Origin of the sequence: Roseovarius ramblicola, assembly GCF_042430665.1 — a bacterium.
GTDB classification, from domain to species: Bacteria; Pseudomonadota; Alphaproteobacteria; order Rhodobacterales; family Rhodobacteraceae; genus Roseovarius; species Roseovarius ramblicola.
Map to the genome: position 1 here is coordinate 333268 of NZ_JBHMEC010000017.1, position 15126 is coordinate 348393.

At 67.6% G+C, this 15126-nt stretch carries 16 protein-coding genes; 5 read left to right on the forward strand and 11 right to left on the reverse strand.

The annotated features are described in order from the left end of the window. Position 1 precedes the first annotated feature (1 nt). The gene (locus ACFFU4_RS12300) at positions 2–616 is read left to right on the forward strand and encodes a class I SAM-dependent DNA methyltransferase (RefSeq protein ID WP_377070064.1); all 615 of its coding nucleotides are present in this window, start codon (positions 2–4) and stop codon (positions 614–616) included. Beyond that, a complete protein-coding gene (gene gluQRS, locus ACFFU4_RS12305) occupies positions 613–1449 on the forward strand; it encodes a tRNA glutamyl-Q(34) synthetase GluQRS (protein WP_377070065.1) in 837 nt (278 codons plus the stop codon). The genes ACFFU4_RS12300 and gluQRS overlap by 4 nt, the downstream gene beginning before the upstream one ends. 22 nt (positions 1450–1471) lie before the next feature. On the opposite strand, the gene hisI is transcribed toward gluQRS, so the two are convergent. Further along, a complete protein-coding gene (gene hisI, locus ACFFU4_RS12310; RefSeq protein WP_377070066.1) occupies positions 1472–1840 on the reverse strand; it encodes a phosphoribosyl-AMP cyclohydrolase in 369 nt (122 codons plus the stop codon). A 66-nt stretch (positions 1841–1906) separates the two neighbouring features. Here hisI and ACFFU4_RS12315 point away from each other — a divergent pair, with 66 nt between their 5' ends. Next, a complete protein-coding gene (locus ACFFU4_RS12315) occupies positions 1907–2362 on the forward strand; it encodes an iron-sulfur cluster assembly scaffold protein (RefSeq protein WP_377070067.1) in 456 nt (151 codons plus the stop codon). Between the two features lie 104 nt (positions 2363–2466). Next, positions 2467–3759: a HAMP domain-containing protein gene (locus tag ACFFU4_RS12320; RefSeq protein ID WP_377070068.1), complete on the forward strand. Its 1293-nt coding sequence runs from the start codon at positions 2467–2469 to the stop codon at positions 3757–3759. Here ACFFU4_RS12320 and ACFFU4_RS12325 read toward each other — a convergent pair. The 5 genes from ACFFU4_RS12325 to sciP all read right to left on the reverse strand — a co-directional run bounded on the left by ACFFU4_RS12325 (position 3719) and on the right by sciP (position 9324). Next, positions 3719–3841, reverse strand: coding sequence for a hypothetical protein (locus tag ACFFU4_RS12325; RefSeq protein ID WP_377070069.1), 123 nt, complete (start codon positions 3839–3841; stop codon positions 3719–3721). The two genes, ACFFU4_RS12320 and ACFFU4_RS12325, sit on opposite strands and share 41 nt — an antisense overlap. Before the next feature lie 88 nt (positions 3842–3929). Beyond that, positions 3930–6020, reverse strand: a complete 2091-nt coding sequence (recG, locus tag ACFFU4_RS12330) for an ATP-dependent DNA helicase RecG (protein ID WP_377070070.1) — start codon at positions 6018–6020, stop codon at positions 3930–3932. Then, positions 6017–8164, reverse strand: a complete 2148-nt coding sequence (gene ligA / locus ACFFU4_RS12335; protein WP_377070071.1) for an NAD-dependent DNA ligase LigA — start codon at positions 8162–8164, stop codon at positions 6017–6019. Before ligA ends, recG begins: the two co-directional genes overlap by 4 nt. 68 nt (positions 8165–8232) lie before the next feature. Further along, the gene (gene ctrA, locus ACFFU4_RS12340; protein ID WP_377070072.1) at positions 8233–8949 is read right to left on the reverse strand and encodes a response regulator transcription factor CtrA; all 717 of its coding nucleotides are present in this window, start codon (positions 8947–8949) and stop codon (positions 8233–8235) included. A 90-nt stretch (positions 8950–9039) separates the two neighbouring features. Further along, entirely contained in the window at positions 9040–9324 is a 285-nt protein-coding gene (gene sciP / locus ACFFU4_RS12345) for a CtrA inhibitor SciP (protein WP_377070073.1), read from the reverse strand. A 124-nt stretch (positions 9325–9448) separates the two neighbouring features. Here sciP and mnmA point away from each other — a divergent pair, with 124 nt between their 5' ends. Further along, the gene (gene mnmA / locus ACFFU4_RS12350) at positions 9449–10594 is read left to right on the forward strand and encodes a tRNA 2-thiouridine(34) synthase MnmA (protein WP_377070074.1); all 1146 of its coding nucleotides are present in this window, start codon (positions 9449–9451) and stop codon (positions 10592–10594) included. Positions 10595–10710: 116 nt separating this feature from the next. Here mnmA and ACFFU4_RS12355 read toward each other — a convergent pair whose 3' ends face one another. From ACFFU4_RS12355 to ACFFU4_RS12375, 5 genes are all read right to left on the reverse strand, one after another. Next, the gene (locus ACFFU4_RS12355; RefSeq protein WP_377070075.1) at positions 10711–11244 is read right to left on the reverse strand and encodes a cupredoxin domain-containing protein; all 534 of its coding nucleotides are present in this window, start codon (positions 11242–11244) and stop codon (positions 10711–10713) included. A gap of 103 nt (positions 11245–11347) precedes the next feature. Next, entirely contained in the window at positions 11348–11800 is a 453-nt protein-coding gene (locus ACFFU4_RS12360; protein ID WP_377070076.1) for a c-type cytochrome, read from the reverse strand. Positions 11801–11965: 165 nt separating this feature from the next. Further along, positions 11966–13228: a GTPase HflX gene (hflX, locus tag ACFFU4_RS12365; RefSeq protein WP_377070077.1), complete on the reverse strand. Its 1263-nt coding sequence runs from the start codon at positions 13226–13228 to the stop codon at positions 11966–11968. A 17-nt stretch (positions 13229–13245) separates the two neighbouring features. Further along, the gene (gene hfq / locus ACFFU4_RS12370; RefSeq protein ID WP_377070078.1) at positions 13246–13485 is read right to left on the reverse strand and encodes an RNA chaperone Hfq; all 240 of its coding nucleotides are present in this window, start codon (positions 13483–13485) and stop codon (positions 13246–13248) included. A gap of 116 nt (positions 13486–13601) precedes the next feature. Next, positions 13602–15125, reverse strand: a complete 1524-nt coding sequence (locus tag ACFFU4_RS12375) for a potassium transporter TrkG (protein WP_377070079.1) — start codon at positions 15123–15125, stop codon at positions 13602–13604. Position 15126 lies beyond the last annotated feature (1 nt).

The window sequence follows — 15126 nt, forward strand, 5'->3', positions numbered from 1 at the left end:
GATGTCCAAACGTTTCCTCGACAAGGCCTATGCCCTCGACACCCCCGAAGAGACCCGCGCGCTCTATGACCGCTGGGCCGCAAGCTACGATGACGAGATCGCGGCCAACGGCTATGCCACGCCGGCCCGCGTGGCGCATGCGCTGGCGGCGCAGGTCGGTGACCGGACGGCGCCGGTGCTGGATTACGGTTGCGGCACGGGGCTTTCGGGCGAGGCGCTGCACGCGGCGGGCTTCACCGTGATCGACGGGATGGACCCGAGCCCCGCCATGCTCGACGGCGCGCGCGAAAAGGGCGTCTATCGCAACCTTGCGCTGCTCGATCTCGACGATAGCGCGCCGCTGCCGCAGGGCGCATACCCCGCCATCACCGCCGCCGGCGTGATCGGCGTCGGCGCGGCTCCCGCGGACACGCTCGACATGTTGCTGACGGCGCTGCCGCCGGGGGGGCTCCTCGGCTTCAGCTTCAACGACCACGCGCTGGCCGATCCGCAATACGAGGGGCGGCTCGCGCCCTGGCTCGAACGCGGCGACGCGCGGCTCCTGTCGCGCGAGCACGGGCCGCACTTGCCCGGCGCGGGGATCGGTGCCATGGTCTATGTCGTCGCCCGGACGTGAGCTTCGTCACCCGGTTCGCCCCGTCCCCCACCGGGCCGCTGCATCTCGGCCACGCCTTCTCGGCCATGCTCGCCCATGACCGGGCGAAGGCCGAGGGCGGCATCTTCCTGTTGCGGATAGACGATCTCGACCGGACCCGCTGCCGCCCGGACTGGGAGGCGCAGATATTCGACGACCTTGGCTGGCTGGGCCTCGACTGGCCCAAGCCCGTCATGCGCCAGTCGGACCGGCTGCCGCGCTATCGAGAAGCGTTGGAAACGCTTTGGAATCAAAGACTTATCTACCATTGTTCATGCACACGCGCCGACATTCGCGCCGCCGCCTCGGCCCCGCAGGAGGGCGCGCCGCTGCACGGTCCCGACGGCGTGATCTATCCAGGAACCTGCCGCCCCGAGACGCCGCCCACTGGCCCGATGCCCGAAGGTGCCGTGCTGCGACTCGATATGGCGCGCGCCTGCGAAGTGGCCGACACCGCCTTGTTCTACATGGAGAAAGGTGAGAAAAGCTCCATCGAAGACATGCCTCGCACCGTCGGCGACGTGGTTCTCGCGCGCCGCGATATGGGGGCGTCCTATCATCTCTCGGTGGTGCTCGACGATGCCGATCAGGGCATCACCCACGTGATCCGCGGCGAGGACCTCGCCCCTGCCACGCAGATCCACATCCTGTTGCAGCGCCTGCTCGGCCTGCCCACACCGGCCTATGAGCACCACCGGCTGATTCGGGATGAGACCGGCAAGCGGCTGGCCAAACGCGACGACGCCCGCGCCATCGCCACCTGGCGCGACAGCGGGGCCGCCCCGCAGGACATCCGCGCGCTGGTCGGCCTCTGACGGCTCATCTTGCCGGAAACACTCAGTCTGTCACGTCCTCGGGTGCCATGATCTCGGTTTCCTCGCCGCCGCGCAGCGCGGTATAGAAACACGAGCGCCGGTTGGTGTGACAGGCGGGTCCGGTCTGCCGGATCAGCAGCAGCAGGCAATCGCGGTCGCAATCGACGCGCATCTCCACGAGGTCCTGTGTGTGACCGGAGGTCTCGCCCTTGACCCAGAACGCCTGTCGCGAGCGGCTCCAATAGGTCACGCGCCCGGTCTCGAGCGTGCGCGCCACGGCCTCCGCGTTCATCCATGCCATCATCAGCACCTCGCCGGTCGCGTGCTCCTGCGCGATTGCGGGGATGAGACCGCCCGCGTCGTAGCGCAGCGTGGCAGGGTCGAATTCCATGACAAAATCCTTTTGCATCCGGGGCACAGCCGCCTATTTATGGGGCAATGGCACGGAGGGAAAGCCATGAGCGGCGAAACCGACCTCATCAAGCTCTATTCCGGGCGCATCCTCGAACTGGCGGCGGACATTCCGCGCCACGGTCGGCTGGGCGATCCGCAGGCCACCGTGCGCCGTCGCGCGCCGCTCTGCGGCTCGACCGTTACGGTCGATCTGAGTTGCGAGGACGGTTGCGTGAGCGATTATGCCGCCGAGGTCAGGGCCTGCGCGCTCGGTCAGGCGGCGGCGAGCGTGGTGGGGGCCAACATCGTGGGCCGCACGCGCGAAGAGGTGGCCGGGGCGCGCGACGCGCTCCGCGCGATGCTCAAGGAAGACGGGCCGACGCCGCCCGCCCCCTTTGACGGGCTGGAGGTGCTACGCCCCGCGCGCGACTACAAGAACCGCCACGCCTCGATCATGCTCACCCTGGAGGCCGCCACCGAGGCGATGGACGAGATCGCGGCGCGTACCCCCTGCACCTGAACTGTGACAGCGCTCTCGCGTGATCGCGTCATCATGTGAGGTGCCCCGTCCTTTCCGTGTCATCATTCCCCCTTCCTGTGTCCTCAAGACGCAGGAAGAGTGACATGACGCGCCAGAGCCTCGACGAGAGCAGCCCGCTGATCGGGCGGTTCGATCAGTCCTTCCTCATCCACATGATCCGCGATTTCTTCGTGCTTCTGGTGCTGGTTACGGCGCTGGAATTCGCGCTCAAGGCGGGGATGGTCAATTATACATTCCGTACCGAGGGGCCCAAGACGACCCGCGAGGTCGCCACCGTTATCGCCGAGAACGTCCGCTCGATCATGCGCAACGAGGGTGGGCCGGTGGCGGCGCGCACCGTCTACCCGATCCTCGAAACCAACTGGAACGATCTCGGCTATCGCATTGCCATCACCCCCGCGCCGGTCACCACGCGCTCGATCGAGGCGGGGTTCGGCTTTACCCCCGAGGGTATCCCGCGGGAGGACCGGCCCGAGGCGATGAACAACGCCGCCACGCTGCCCGTCACCGCCGAGCCGTTCTGCCTGTCATGCCGCAGCGAGGCGGAGGTGGGCGACGTTCTGGGCGAGGTGGTCGTGCGGCGCGACCTGGCGACGGAGTTCTCGGAATGGGTGGCGGACATGCGCCTCACCGGCCTGTTGTCGCTGGGCAAGATCGTGCTGCACTCGGTGCTGCTGTTCCTGATCCTGCGGGCGCGGCTCGAGCCGCTTCTGGGCCTGCGCGCGGTGGTCAGCCGGCTGGCGCGCGCCTATGGCGGGCTGACCCACCGGGCCGAGATCCGCACGGCGGATGAGTTTGGCGTGCTGGCGCGCGACCTGAACCTGTTCCTCGACCGCGTCTGCCGCCTGATGGAGGAGCTTGACGAGGTGCTGCAGCGCGTGGTCACGGTCAATGCCGATATCCTCGCCATACAGGGCGACCTAGTCGAGGACCTGCGCGCGGTGGTCTCCAATGCCGAGGCGCAGATCGAGACGAGCGAGCGCGTCTTCGCCGATCTGGGCGAATTGGGCGACGAAAGCGACAAGCTCAAGCGCGCCATGTCCGAAATGATCCGGCTGGAGGAGCGAATGGAGGGCATTGTCGAGACCGGCAGCGTCCTGGTGCAGCGCATCCGTCCGCCCGAAGGCGAGGCGCATTGGGCGGGCCGGGGATCCTGCCATCAAAAAAACCGCCGCGCGTTCCGGGGGGAACGGCGGCGGATGAGTGGCCGGGGCGGCCCTGTCATGGACACCGGGGGCAAGAGGCGGCCCCCAACGGCTTGGGACAGGCAGGTGTCGGAGCCCGATTCGGGACAGAAGGGCCCCACATGGCCGCGCACCGGCAGGCAGAAACGACTCAGAGCAGAGCGGGAAGGTAGAGTGCGCCCACCAGCATGACGGCGAGCGCGCAGGCCCCCATGGCGTCGCCGAGGATCGTGTCACCGGCGCGGGCGGCGGATGTCCTGATTTGCTGTATCATGCGGGCCTCCGATCTGATGTTGCCTGATTGTTCTCATAAATGCCGGCCCGGTGTCAAGAACATTAACGGAACATTTGAGAACAGACCGTCACCCGACGGAAATCAGCCGGATCGCCTGGTCGCGCTCCATCAGCCACAGCAGCACCCGCGCCGCCTGGCCGCGCGGCGAGGCAAGCCCGGGATCGTCCGACAGCAGCTTGCGCGCGTCGCTCTGCGCCACGGCCATCAGCGCGGCCTGGCTCTCAAGATCCGCGACGCGGAACCGCGGCAGCCCCGATTGCGCGGTGCCGATGAGATCGCCCGCGCCGCGCATCTCCAGATCCACCTCCGCGATGCGAAACCCGTCCTCGGTGGCGCGCATTGTCTCGAGCCGCTGCCGTCCGCCCTCCGACAGGGGCGGCTGGTAGATCAGAAGGCAGGTCGAGGCGGCGCTGCCGCGCCCCACCCGCCCGCGAAGCTGGTGGAGCTGGGCAAGGCCAAAGCTTTCGGCGCGCTCGATCACCATGATCGAGGCGTTGGGCACGTCCACTCCCACCTCGATCACCGTCGTTGCGACCAGCACAGCCGTTTCGCCGCGCTGGAACCGCGCCATCGCGGCGTCCTTGTCCTCGGGGGGCATCTGGCCGTGCACCAGCCCCACGCGCCCCTCGCCAAGCGCCGCGCGCAGACGGCGAAAGCGCTCCTCGGCGCTACTGAGGTCAACCGCCTCGCTCTCCTCCACCAGCGGGCAGACCCAATAGCACTGCCGCCCCTCGGCGATCGCCCGGCGCAGGTGATCCACCACCTCGTCCAGGCGCCCCATGCCGACGAGCGCGGTGGTGATCGGCTTGCGCCCCGGCGGCTTTTCATCCAGCACGCTCACGTCCATGTCGCCATATTGCGCCAGCGAAAGGCTGCGCGGGATCGGCGTCGCGGTCATCACAAGCATGTCGGCCTGCGCCCCCTTGCGGCCCAGTTCCAGCCGCTGGCGCACACCGAAGCGGTGCTGTTCGTCCACCACTGCAAGGCGCAGGTCGGCGAAATCCACATCCTTCTGAAAGACCGCGTGGGTGCCGACGAGAATGTCCGTGTCGCCGCCCGCCAGCGCGGCGAGCTTGGTCGCGCGCACCGCACCCTTGTCGCGCCCGGTGAGGATGTCCATGCGCACGCCCGCCGCCTCGGCCAGCGGCGTGAGGCCCTGGAAATGCTGTCGCGCGAGGATCTCGGTGGGGGCCATCAGCACCCCCTGCCCGCCCGCCTCGACCGCGATCAGCAGCGCCTTGAACGCCACCAGCGTCTTGCCCGCGCCGACATCGCCCTGCAACAGCCGGTTCATCCGCATGCCACTCGCCATGTCGGCGGCGATTTCGGCCAGCGCGCGGGTTTGCGCGCCGGTCAGGGCATAGGGCAGCACGTCGAGCACCTTTGCCTGCAACGCGCCGGTGCCCACGGTGGCGCGGCCCTTGGACCGGCGCAGCCGCGCGCGCGCCAGCGCCAGCGTGAGCTGATGCGCCATCAGTTCGTCATAGGCCAGCCGCTCGCGGGACGCGGCCGACGGGGCAAGATCGCCCGGGGCCTGCGGGGCATGCGCCATCGCGATCGCCTCGCGCCAGTCGGGCCAGCCGGCCTGCGCCTTCTGTGCCGCGTCGATCCACTCGTCGAGCGCGGGGGCGCGCGCCAGCGCCGCGCGCACGGCCTTGGCCATCACCCGCTGCGTGAGACCGGCCGTGAGCGGGTAGACCGGTTCGAAATCGGGAATCTCGCCGGCCTCCTCCACCGGCAGGACGTGATCGGGATGGACGATCTGCGCCACCCCGTCAAAGAGCTCGACCTTGCCCGAGACCACGCGCCGCGCACCGGTGGGCAGAAGGCGGCGCAGGTAGTCCTCGCTGGCGCGGAAGAACACAAGATGAAAGCTGGTGCCCGCGTCCTCGACCACCACCCGGTAGGGGGCCGAGGGGCGCGAAGGCGCGTGGTGGCGGCCCACCACCACCTCGACCGTGACCACGCCGGGGAGCTCGGCGCCCTGCACGGTGGCGCGGCGGCGCCGGTCCACCCCGGACTGCGGCAGCGTGAAGAGCAGGTCGCGCGGCCGCGCGATGTCGAGCGCGGCGAGGTGCTTGGCAGTTTTCGGCCCCACCCCTTCGAGCGTCTCGATCCCGGCGAAGAGCGGAAAGAGTATCTCGGGCCGGGTGCTCATGTCTCGCCGATGAGGGCGAACCAGCCGTCCTCGTCCACCACCTCGACGCCCAGATCGGCGGCCTTCTTCGCCTTCGACCCGGCCCCCGGCCCGGCGACCAGCAGATCGGTGCGGGCGCTGACGCTGCCCGAGACGCGGGCCCCCAGCGCCTCGGCGCGGGCCTTGGCCTCGGCGCGGGTCATCCGCTCCAGCGTGCCGGTAAAGACGATGGTCTTGCCCGCCACGGGGCTGCCCGAGGTGTCGGGGGCCTCGGCCTCTTCCACGTCGAGATGCGCCACCAGACGGTCTATCCCCGCGCGCTCGTGCGGCTCGGTCATGGTCTGCACGAGGCTGCGCGCCAGCACCTCGCCCACCCCGTCGATGCCCAAGAGCCGCTCCCATTCCGGGCCGTCGAAAGCGGCGGCGGCATCCATCGCGGCGGTAAAGGCGGGCCAGTTTCCGTAATTGCGCGCGATGAGGGCGCTCGCCTGTTCGCCGACATGGCGGATGCCGAGCGCGAAGAGCAAGCGGGAGAAGGGGATTTTTCGTTTTTCTTCAATGGCATCCAGCAGGTTCTTCGCGCTCTTGTCGCCCCAGCCCTCGCGGTTCCTGAGCTGCGTCAGGCAGCCGGAGCCATAGCGGTCCTTGAGCGTGAAGATGTCTGCGGGTTCCGCGATCCAGCCGTCGCGATAGAACGCCTCCACCTGTTTCGCGCCCAGCCCCTCGATATCGAACGCGGCGCGGCTGACGAAATGCTTGAGCCGCTCCACCGCCTGCGCCGGGCAGACGAGGCCGCCCACGCAGCGCCGCACGGCATCGCCCGGCTCGCGCACGGCATCGGAACCGCATTCGGGACAGGTGGCGGGAAAAGTGTAGGGGGCCGCGTCCGCGGGCCGCTTCGAGAGATCCACGTCCGCGATCTTGGGGATCACGTCGCCCGCGCGATAGACCTGCACCCAGTCGCCCACGCGGATATCCTTGGGCGTGCCGTCCGCGTCGGGGCGGATCACCTCGCCCGAGGCACCGCGCCCGGCGATGTAATCCTCGTTGTGGAGCGTCGCGTTCGAGACCACCACGCCGCCCACCGTTACCGGCGAGAGCCGCGCCACCGGCGAGAGCGCGCCGGTGCGCCCCACTTGGATGTCGATCGCCTCGATCCGGGTCCAGGCCAGCTCGGCGGGGAACTTGTGGGCGATGGCCCAGCGGGGTGTGGTGGCGCGGTAGCCCAGCCGCGCCTGAAGCGCGAGATCATCGACCTTGCAGACCACCCCGTCGATGTCATAGCCCAGCGTGGCGCGGGCCTGTTCGATCTCGCGATAATGGGATAGAAGCGCGTCGGGCCCGTCGCAAAGCGCGGTGAGCGGGTTGGTGACAAAGCCGAGCGCGGCGAGCTGCTCGATGGCGCGCATTTGCGTGTCGGCGAGCGGCGCGGATAATTCACCCCAACCATAGGCGAAGAAGCGCAGCGGGCGCGCGGCGGTGATGCCTGGGTCAAGCTGGCGCAGGGAGCCTGCGGCGGCGTTGCGGGGGTTGGCAAAGGTCTTGGCCCCGCGTTCGGCCTGCCGCGCGTTCAGGTCCGCGAAATCCGCGTGGCTCATGTAGACCTCGCCGCGTATCTCCAGCAGGTCGGGCGCACCGGTGAGGGTTTCGGGGATGTCGTCGATGGTGCGGGCGTTGGCGGTGACGTTTTCGCCCACCTCGCCATCGCCGCGCGTCGCCGCCTGCACGAGGCGGCCCTGCTCATAGCGCAGGCTGAGGCTCAGCCCGTCGATCTTGGGCTCTGACGTATAGGCCAGCGGGTCTTCGTCCCCGAGGCCGAGATAACGCCGGATGCGGGTGTCGAACTCGGTTATGTCCTCGGCGGAGAAGGCATTGCCGAGGCTGAGCATCCGCTGCGCGTGGCGCACCTTGGCAAACCCGTCGGCGGGCGCGGCGCCGACCCGTTCTGACGGGCTGTCGGCGCGCTTTAGGGCGGGAAAGCGCGCCTCGATTGCCGTATTGCGGGCCTTGAGCGCGTCATACTCGGCATCCGACATCACCGGCGCGTCGTCGGTGTGATAGGCTGCGTCGGCCTCTGCCAGCAGCTTTGCCAGCCGCGCCAGTTGCGCCTGCGCCTGCGCCTCGGTCAGCGCCTCGACGGCGGTCGTGTCGGTCTCGTCGCTCATCGGCCCCCCGCGCGGTCACCCGTCTGACGTGATAGGGCGCGCGCGCGGCGAGGTCCAGATGCCGCGGGTCAGGCCCCGATCGCCAGTGCCGTGCCGTTCCGCATGTCAGGCTCTGGGTCGCGCAGCACGTAGCCCCGGCCCCAGACCGTCTCGATGTAGGTCTCGCCGCCGGTGGCCTCGGCCAGCTTCTTGCGCAGCTTGCATATGAACACGTCGATGATCTTGAGTTCCGGCTCATCCATGCCGCCATACAGGTGGTTGAGAAACATCTCCTTGGTCAGCGTCGTGCCCTTGCGCAGCGACAGAAGCTCAAGCATCTGATATTCCTTGCCCGTCAGATGCACGCCCTGTCCGCCCGCTTCCACGGTCTTGGCGTCGAGGTTGACGTTGATCTTGCCGGTGCGGATCACCGATTGCGAGTGTCCCTTGGACCGGCGGATGATGGCGTGAATGCGCGCCACCAGTTCCTCGCGGTGGAACGGCTTGGTGAGGTAATCGTCCGCGCCAAAGCCGAAGCCCTTGAGCTTGCTCTCGGTATCGTCGTCGCCGGACAGGATCAGGATGGGCGTCGAAACCCGTGACAGGCGCAATTGACGCAGCACCTCGTGACCGTTCATGTCCGGCAGTCCGAGATCGAGCAGGATCAGGTCGTAATCGTAGAGCTTGGCGAGGTCGATCCCCTCCTCCCCCAGATCGGTGGTATAGACATTGAGATTGGCATGGCCGAGCATCATCTCGATGCTCTTGCATGTGGTGGGATCATCCTCGACGAGCAATACACGCATAACGTTTCTCCGTTCGGTCGTGTCGACATGTTCACAACCCTGAACAGAAATGGTTAATCGCGCGTTACCAACCACGGAACATTTTGACAACTAACGTTTCGGTTGTCCAGCATCCTTGCCGTTCGTGACCTTTAACCCCTCTTTTCCATGGTATTTTGCAGCACGGGTCCAACTATCTAGCTCTTCATCGCTCAACCCATAGATGCGCATTGCTTCGAACCGGGTCATCAACCCAAAGGCGATTCCACGCACCACAGCGAGTTTGCGCGAGGCCACCCACCGCGCGGTATCGGGCGGCGGCAGGTCCGCCCGGCTCATCACTTTGCCATCGGGCAGCGTCACCGCCCTTGGCCCGTCGACCTTCTTCAGATACATCACTCTCACCCCTTCCCCGATGCGGGTCCGATGATGCGCGGACAGGTTTAACGCGGGGTGAAACCGGGCCTTGAGAGTGCCTTGCATTTTCCTATATTTCGCCGGATACGCTGCGGAGACGACCATGCCCCTCGATGAGAACACACCCCTAAATTCGCTCGGATTCGCCAAGCCGCCCGCCGAGACGCGCGTGGTGGTCGCGATGTCGGGCGGGGTCGATTCGTCGGTGGTGGCGGCGCAGTTGGCCGCCGAGGGCTACGATGTGGTGGGCGTGACCCTGCAACTCTACGACCACGGGGCGGCCTTGGCGAAGAAGGGCGCATGCTGCGCCGGGCGCGACATCCACGACGCGCGGCGCGTGGCCGAGGAGGTAGGCTTTCCCCATTACGTGCTCGATTACGAATCGGTGTTCCGCGATGCGGTGATCGACGAGTTTGCCGACAGCTATCTCGCCGGGGCGACGCCGGTACCGTGCATCCGCTGCAACGAGCGCGTCAAGTTTCGCGACTTGCTGGAAACCGCGCGCGACCTCGACGCGGATTGCATGGCGACCGGCCATTACATTCAGCGCCGGGTGGGCGCGCAGGGGCCGGAACTGCACTGCGCCGCCGATGCAGGCCGCGACCAATCCTATTTCCTGTTCTCGACGACACCCGAGCAACTGGCCTATCTGCGCTTTCCGCTGGGCCATCTCGGCTCCAAGGCCGAGACCCGCGCGCTGGCCGCGCGCCACGGGCTGCGCGTGGCCGACAAGCCCGACAGCCAAGACATCTGCTTTGTCCCCGACGGCAATTACGCCGGCGTGATCGAAAAGCTGCGCCCCGGTGCCGCCGAGCCGGGCGAGATCGTCCATGCCGACGGACGGGTGCTGGGCACGCACAATGGCGTGATCCACTACACAATCGGACAGCGCCGCGGCCTCGGCATTGGCGGGCTGGAAGAGCCGCTCTACGTGGTTCGGCTCGACGTCGACAGCCATCGCGTGATCGTCGGCCCCAAGGACATGCTGGCCACGCGTACCGTGCCGGTGCGAGAGATCAACTGGCTGGGCGACACCCCCCTCACGTCGCGGTCCGAATGGCATGTCTCGGTCAAGCTCCGCTCCACCCGCCCCCCGCGCGAGGCGGTGCTGCGGCCCCTGTCGGAGACCGGGGCCGAGGTGGAGCTGCTCACCCCCGAGGAAGGCGTCTCGCCCGGACAGGCCTGCGTGGTCTATGAGACGGGCGGCACGCGGGTGCTGGGGGGCGGCTGGATCTGGCGCGGATACTGACCCCGCCGGGCCCGGCTCCCAGAGCATGTTGCTCAAGAACGGGGACCGGTCTTGAGCTCCCCGAACATGCGAAATCAAGCAATTGGCGCGAGACTGCGAATGAACGCGGGCGCGCTCTAGCGTGTCGTGAACGCGATATCGCCGACCATGCCGGACGCGCGATGCCCGGGCACATTGCAGGCAAAGCCCAGGTCCGTCCGTTCGCCGAACGTCCACGTCACCCTGGCGGTTTCACCGGGCTCCAGCAGGACACTGTTGGCATCGTCATGCATCATGCCGGCCTGCATCATCCTGTCGTGATGGATTTGCGCGGCGCTCATCATGCCGGTTTCCATCATCTCTCTCATTTCGTCCATGTGCGCCTGCCACATGGCTTCGGTGCCGAGGTTGAACTCGTGGACGAGGTCTCCGTCATTGGTCACGGCAAAGGTAACGGTCTCGCCCGCCCTGACTTCGATGGTCGAGGGATCGAACGCCATCTCGGTCATGCTGACCTCGATGACGCGATCCGCCTTTGCCGCATCGCCGGGTCGCCCGATCGGGGCCTCGTGCCCGTGCCCATGTCCGCCGTCATGGCTGCCCGCCGCAAATACCGCCGGGCTCGCCAGCGCGACCGCGCTGCCTGCGATGGCAGTGATAAAAGGTTTCATTTCAGTGTCCTCCTCTTCGGTCGATTGTTGCGGTCGTGCGCTGTCATCCGCGATGAGGGAAGCCGTCGCGTCAAACGCGCCGGCGTGCCTCCACTGGCTTCCCTCAGAAAATCCCGTTTTCCTTCTGAAGCGCACGCACATAAGCGGTGATCGCCTTGACGTCGGCATCCGTCACGCCATCCACCGGCGGCATGTTGCCGTAGCGCCAGTGATGTGCCCGCACGCCGTTCCTTGCCGCCATAACGAAGGCCATGTCCGCGTGATGGCCCGGCTCATAGATCTTGTGGATCAGCGGCGGACCCCGCCCTTCGCGCCCTGCGGCGTTTGCCCCGTGGCAGGCCGCGCATTTGGCGTTGAACGCGCGCTCTCCCATGCGGTCCTCTGACGACAGCTCGTCCGGCACGCTCACCTTGACGATGGCGGCCCCGTCCGCGATTCCAGACGTGTCCGGCGAGGTCATCGAATGTCCCTCCGGTCCCGGTCGCATGCCCTGCCAGACGAGCGCGCCGACCCCCACCGCCAGCACAGCCGCGATCATCCAACCGATTCTGGTCATGTCCTACCTGTTGTCTTGCCTCTGTCGCGGCCTCTGCCTCGGGTGGTCACGGCGCGCGCCGGATGCTCTCCTTTTCCGGCGATGTGCCAGCCTCCGAAAGTATCAGGCCATGCTCCAGCGCTGGAAGGTCAAGACTGGTTTTGGCAGAATTTTCAGGACGTTTCCTCATATCTCGCGGAAGCGGGCCTCCTGCCGGGCCGTCCAGCGCACCGTGACGTCAAAGCCGGCCTCGCTCTGCCGCTCGTCCTCGACGAGATCGTTCTCGTAGAGCCAGGCCCGCCTGCGCCCTTCGTCGAAGCGCAGGTGAAGTGTGCTCATGTGACGCGTCTCGGCGAGCGCCTCGGACATCGCCGCCACCAGCGCCTCGATGCCCTGCCCCGTCACCGCCGAGACCGCGTGGACGCGTTCGCCCCGCGCCGCCTGCGTCAGCGCGGCGGCGCGGGCCGCGTCGTCCAGCCGGTCGATCTTGTTCCAGACCTCGATGCGCGGGGTCTCTCCGGCCACGCCGAGGCTTTCGAGGATGGCCTCGACATCGTGCGCCTGCGCCTCCGTCTCGGGGTGCGAGATGTCGCGGACGTGGCAGATGAGATCGGCCTCCAGCACCTCCTCAAGCGTGGCGCGGAACGCCGCGACCAGTTCGGTCGGCAGGTCGCTGATGAATCCTACCGTGTCCGACAGGATCACCTCGGGGCCGCCATGCGGCAGCACGACGCGGCGCATGGTCGGGTCGAGCGTGGCGAACAGCATGTCTTTCGCGCTCACCTCTGCCCCGGTCAGGCGGTTGAACAGCGTGGACTTCCCGGCATTCGTGTAGCCCACCAGCGCGACGATGGGATAGGGTACCTTGGCGCGCGCGGCGCGGTGCAGGGTCCGTGTCCGGGCGACCTTGTCGAGCTGCTTTCGCAGGCGCACGAGCTGTTCGTCGATGGCGCGGCGGTCGGCCTCGATCTGCGTCTCGCCGGGCCCGCCGACAAAGCCGAGGCCCCCGCGCTGCCGCTCGAGATGGGTCCAGGCGCGCACCAGCCGCGTGCGCTGATAGCTGAGCGCGGCCATCTCGACCTGCAACACACCCTCGCGGGTGGCGGCGCGGTCGCTGAAAATCTCGAGGATAAGGCCGGTGCGATCCAGGATCTTGACGTCCCAGTCGCGTTCGAGGTTGCGCTGCTGAACGGGGGTGAGCGGGCCATCGACCAGAACGAGATCCGCCTCGGCCGCGGCCACCCGCGCCTTCATCTCCTCGCGTTTGCCCTTGCCGAAGAGCCGCCCGGCATCGGGCTTGCGCAGGCGCACCACCGCGCTGTCCACGACCGCGAGATCCGGCAGCGCATGCGCGAGCGATACCGCCTCCTCCAGCGCCAGATCGGGATCGCGGGAGGGACCGGCGCTGCCGGTGTCGATATCGGGATGCAGGACAAGGGCCCGGGTCACCGGGCGGGCATGTTCCCTCAATTCTCGCCGTCGCCCTCGTAGAGCGAGACCGGCTGCGACGGCATGATGGTCGAGACCGCGTGCTTGTAGACAAGCTGCGATTGACCGTCGCGCCGCAACAGGATGCAGAAATTATCGAACCAGGTGATGACACCCTGAAGCTTCACGCCGTTGATGAGAAAGATCGTGACCGGGATCTTGCTCTTGCGCACATGGTTGAGAAACGCGTCCTGCAAACTCTGACGATCCGAAGCCATTACATCCCCTGCCCTTTTTTTCTCGCAGGCACCGCGCCCGGTGCCCGGCTTTCCTCAGGTCAGGACGAGTATGTCGTGTGGCGGGCCGAGTTTCCAGCACGAATTTCGGGCGGCGCTCATTCGCGCCAGGCCATGGGATTTATGAGCGCCACGAGCGCCAGCGTCTCGATCCGGCCCAGCACCATCGCGCCCGAGAACACCAGCTTGCCGAACGCCCCCAGTTCGATCAGCCGCACCGGATCCTCGGTGGCACTTGTGATCAGTGGTCCGGTCGTCGACAGCCCCGCCAGCGCGAGGATAAGCGCCGCCTCGAAATCGAGCCCCGCCATCGCCAGCAGCGCCGTCACGGCGGTCAGCGTCAGCGCGAAAAGCATGAAGAATATCCATGCGATATAGGCCCCCTGCCGCCGGATACGTCGCCCGGTCCCCGAGGCGCGGCCCACCGAGGAGGGGTGCACCAGCCGCTCGAATTCGCGATGCGCGTGCAGGTAGAGCGCGTATACCCTCAGCAGCCTCACGCCGCCCGCCGTGGTCGCCACGCCGCCGCCGATCATCGCCAGCCCCATCAGGATGAGACCGGGCGCGCCGAGGCCGGACCACGCGCGGGCCGCCTGCCAGTCGGCGCTCTCGAAGCCGGTGGTCGACAGGAATGACAACACGGTGAACACCGCCCCCCAGAGCGCGCGCAGCGCGTCGGTCGGGTGCATCGGTTCGGCCAGTTCGATGGATCCGATCCAGTGGCGCGCGAACAGCACCAGCGGCACCGTCATCACCAGCACGAGGCCGAGCCGGAACTCCGGGTCGTTGACCAGACCCGGCCGTGCCGTCGGCACCGTGTCGGAGGAAAATGTCAGACGCGACAGCGCAAAGACGAGGAAGAGAAACACGGCGATCTCGCCGCCGAGCCCCGAGGCCCCGTTATGCAGCCCGCCCACAGACGAGATACCGCTCGTGGCCATCGTCGACATGGCGTGGACCAGCGCCACGAAGGCACGCTCGCCCCCCGCCATCAGCGCGATCCACAGCACCAGCGTGAGCCCCAGATAGACCGGCGTCAGCAGGCGCGTGGCCTGTGCCACGCGCCGCGAGGGCAGTGCGCGCTGGAACCGGCCCAGCATGGCGTCATCCTGCCCCGGCTCGGCGCGGACCGTCACCTCGAACCCGCCAAGGCTCATCGGCGCGAGCACCGCCGAGGCCGATATCCAGATCAGCAACCCGCCGCCCCAGCCGACGAGGCCGCGCCACAAATGCAGGCTGTCGGCAAGCCGTCCGGGCGCGCCGAACATGGTCGCACCCGTGGTGGTCAGGCTCGACACCATCTCGACATAGGCGTTCACAAAGGTGGTGGTCTGCACGCCCTCGTAGAAGGGCAGCGCGAGGTAGAGGGGCAGAAGCAGATAGGCCAGCAGCAGCGAGCCGAGGTGCTGCGCGTCGGTGGGCTCGCGCCCCGCCACCTGACCGGAGATCGCCAGCCCGGTCGCGACCACCGCCGCCAGCCCCAGCAGCCCGGCATAGAAAAACGCCCCCGCCACGCCCGTGTTGCCGCGCATCAATGCGTCGAGCGCCGGCAGCAGCATCAGCAGCGCGGCGATCCCCGTGAGGATCAGGAACAGCGGGAATCGGAGCAGCCGCGCGGTCATG

Bases quoted from the DNA above. Each gene is read 5' to 3' on its own strand.
- ACFFU4_RS12300 (WP_377070064.1), top strand. From the start codon at position 2: ATGTCCAAACGTTTCCTCGACAAGGCCTATGCCCTCGACACCCCCGAA.
- hisI (WP_377070066.1), bottom strand. From the start codon at position 1,840: ATGGAATTCGACCCTGCCACGCTGCGCTACGACGCGGGCGGTCTCATC.
- ACFFU4_RS12315 (WP_377070067.1), top strand. From the start codon at position 1,907: ATGAGCGGCGAAACCGACCTCATCAAGCTCTATTCCGGGCGCATCCTC.
- ACFFU4_RS12320 (WP_377070068.1), top strand. From the start codon at position 2,467: ATGACGCGCCAGAGCCTCGACGAGAGCAGCCCGCTGATCGGGCGGTTC.
- ACFFU4_RS12325 (WP_377070069.1), bottom strand. From the start codon at position 3,841: ATGATACAGCAAATCAGGACATCCGCCGCCCGCGCCGGTGACACGATC.
- recG (WP_377070070.1), bottom strand. From the start codon at position 6,020: ATGAGCACCCGGCCCGAGATACTCTTTCCGCTCTTCGCCGGGATCGAG.
- ligA (WP_377070071.1), bottom strand. From the start codon at position 8,164: ATGAGCGACGAGACCGACACGACCGCCGTCGAGGCGCTGACCGAGGCG.
- ctrA (WP_377070072.1), bottom strand. From the start codon at position 8,949: ATGCGTGTATTGCTCGTCGAGGATGATCCCACCACATGCAAGAGCATC.
- sciP (WP_377070073.1), bottom strand. From the start codon at position 9,324: ATGTATCTGAAGAAGGTCGACGGGCCAAGGGCGGTGACGCTGCCCGAT.
- mnmA (WP_377070074.1), top strand. From the start codon at position 9,449: ATGCCCCTCGATGAGAACACACCCCTAAATTCGCTCGGATTCGCCAAG.
- ACFFU4_RS12355 (WP_377070075.1), bottom strand. From the start codon at position 11,244: ATGAAACCTTTTATCACTGCCATCGCAGGCAGCGCGGTCGCGCTGGCG.
- ACFFU4_RS12360 (WP_377070076.1), bottom strand. From the start codon at position 11,800: ATGACCAGAATCGGTTGGATGATCGCGGCTGTGCTGGCGGTGGGGGTC.
- hfq (WP_377070078.1), bottom strand. From the start codon at position 13,485: ATGGCTTCGGATCGTCAGAGTTTGCAGGACGCGTTTCTCAACCATGTG.
- ACFFU4_RS12375 (WP_377070079.1), bottom strand. From the start codon at position 15,125: ATGACCGCGCGGCTGCTCCGATTCCCGCTGTTCCTGATCCTCACGGGG.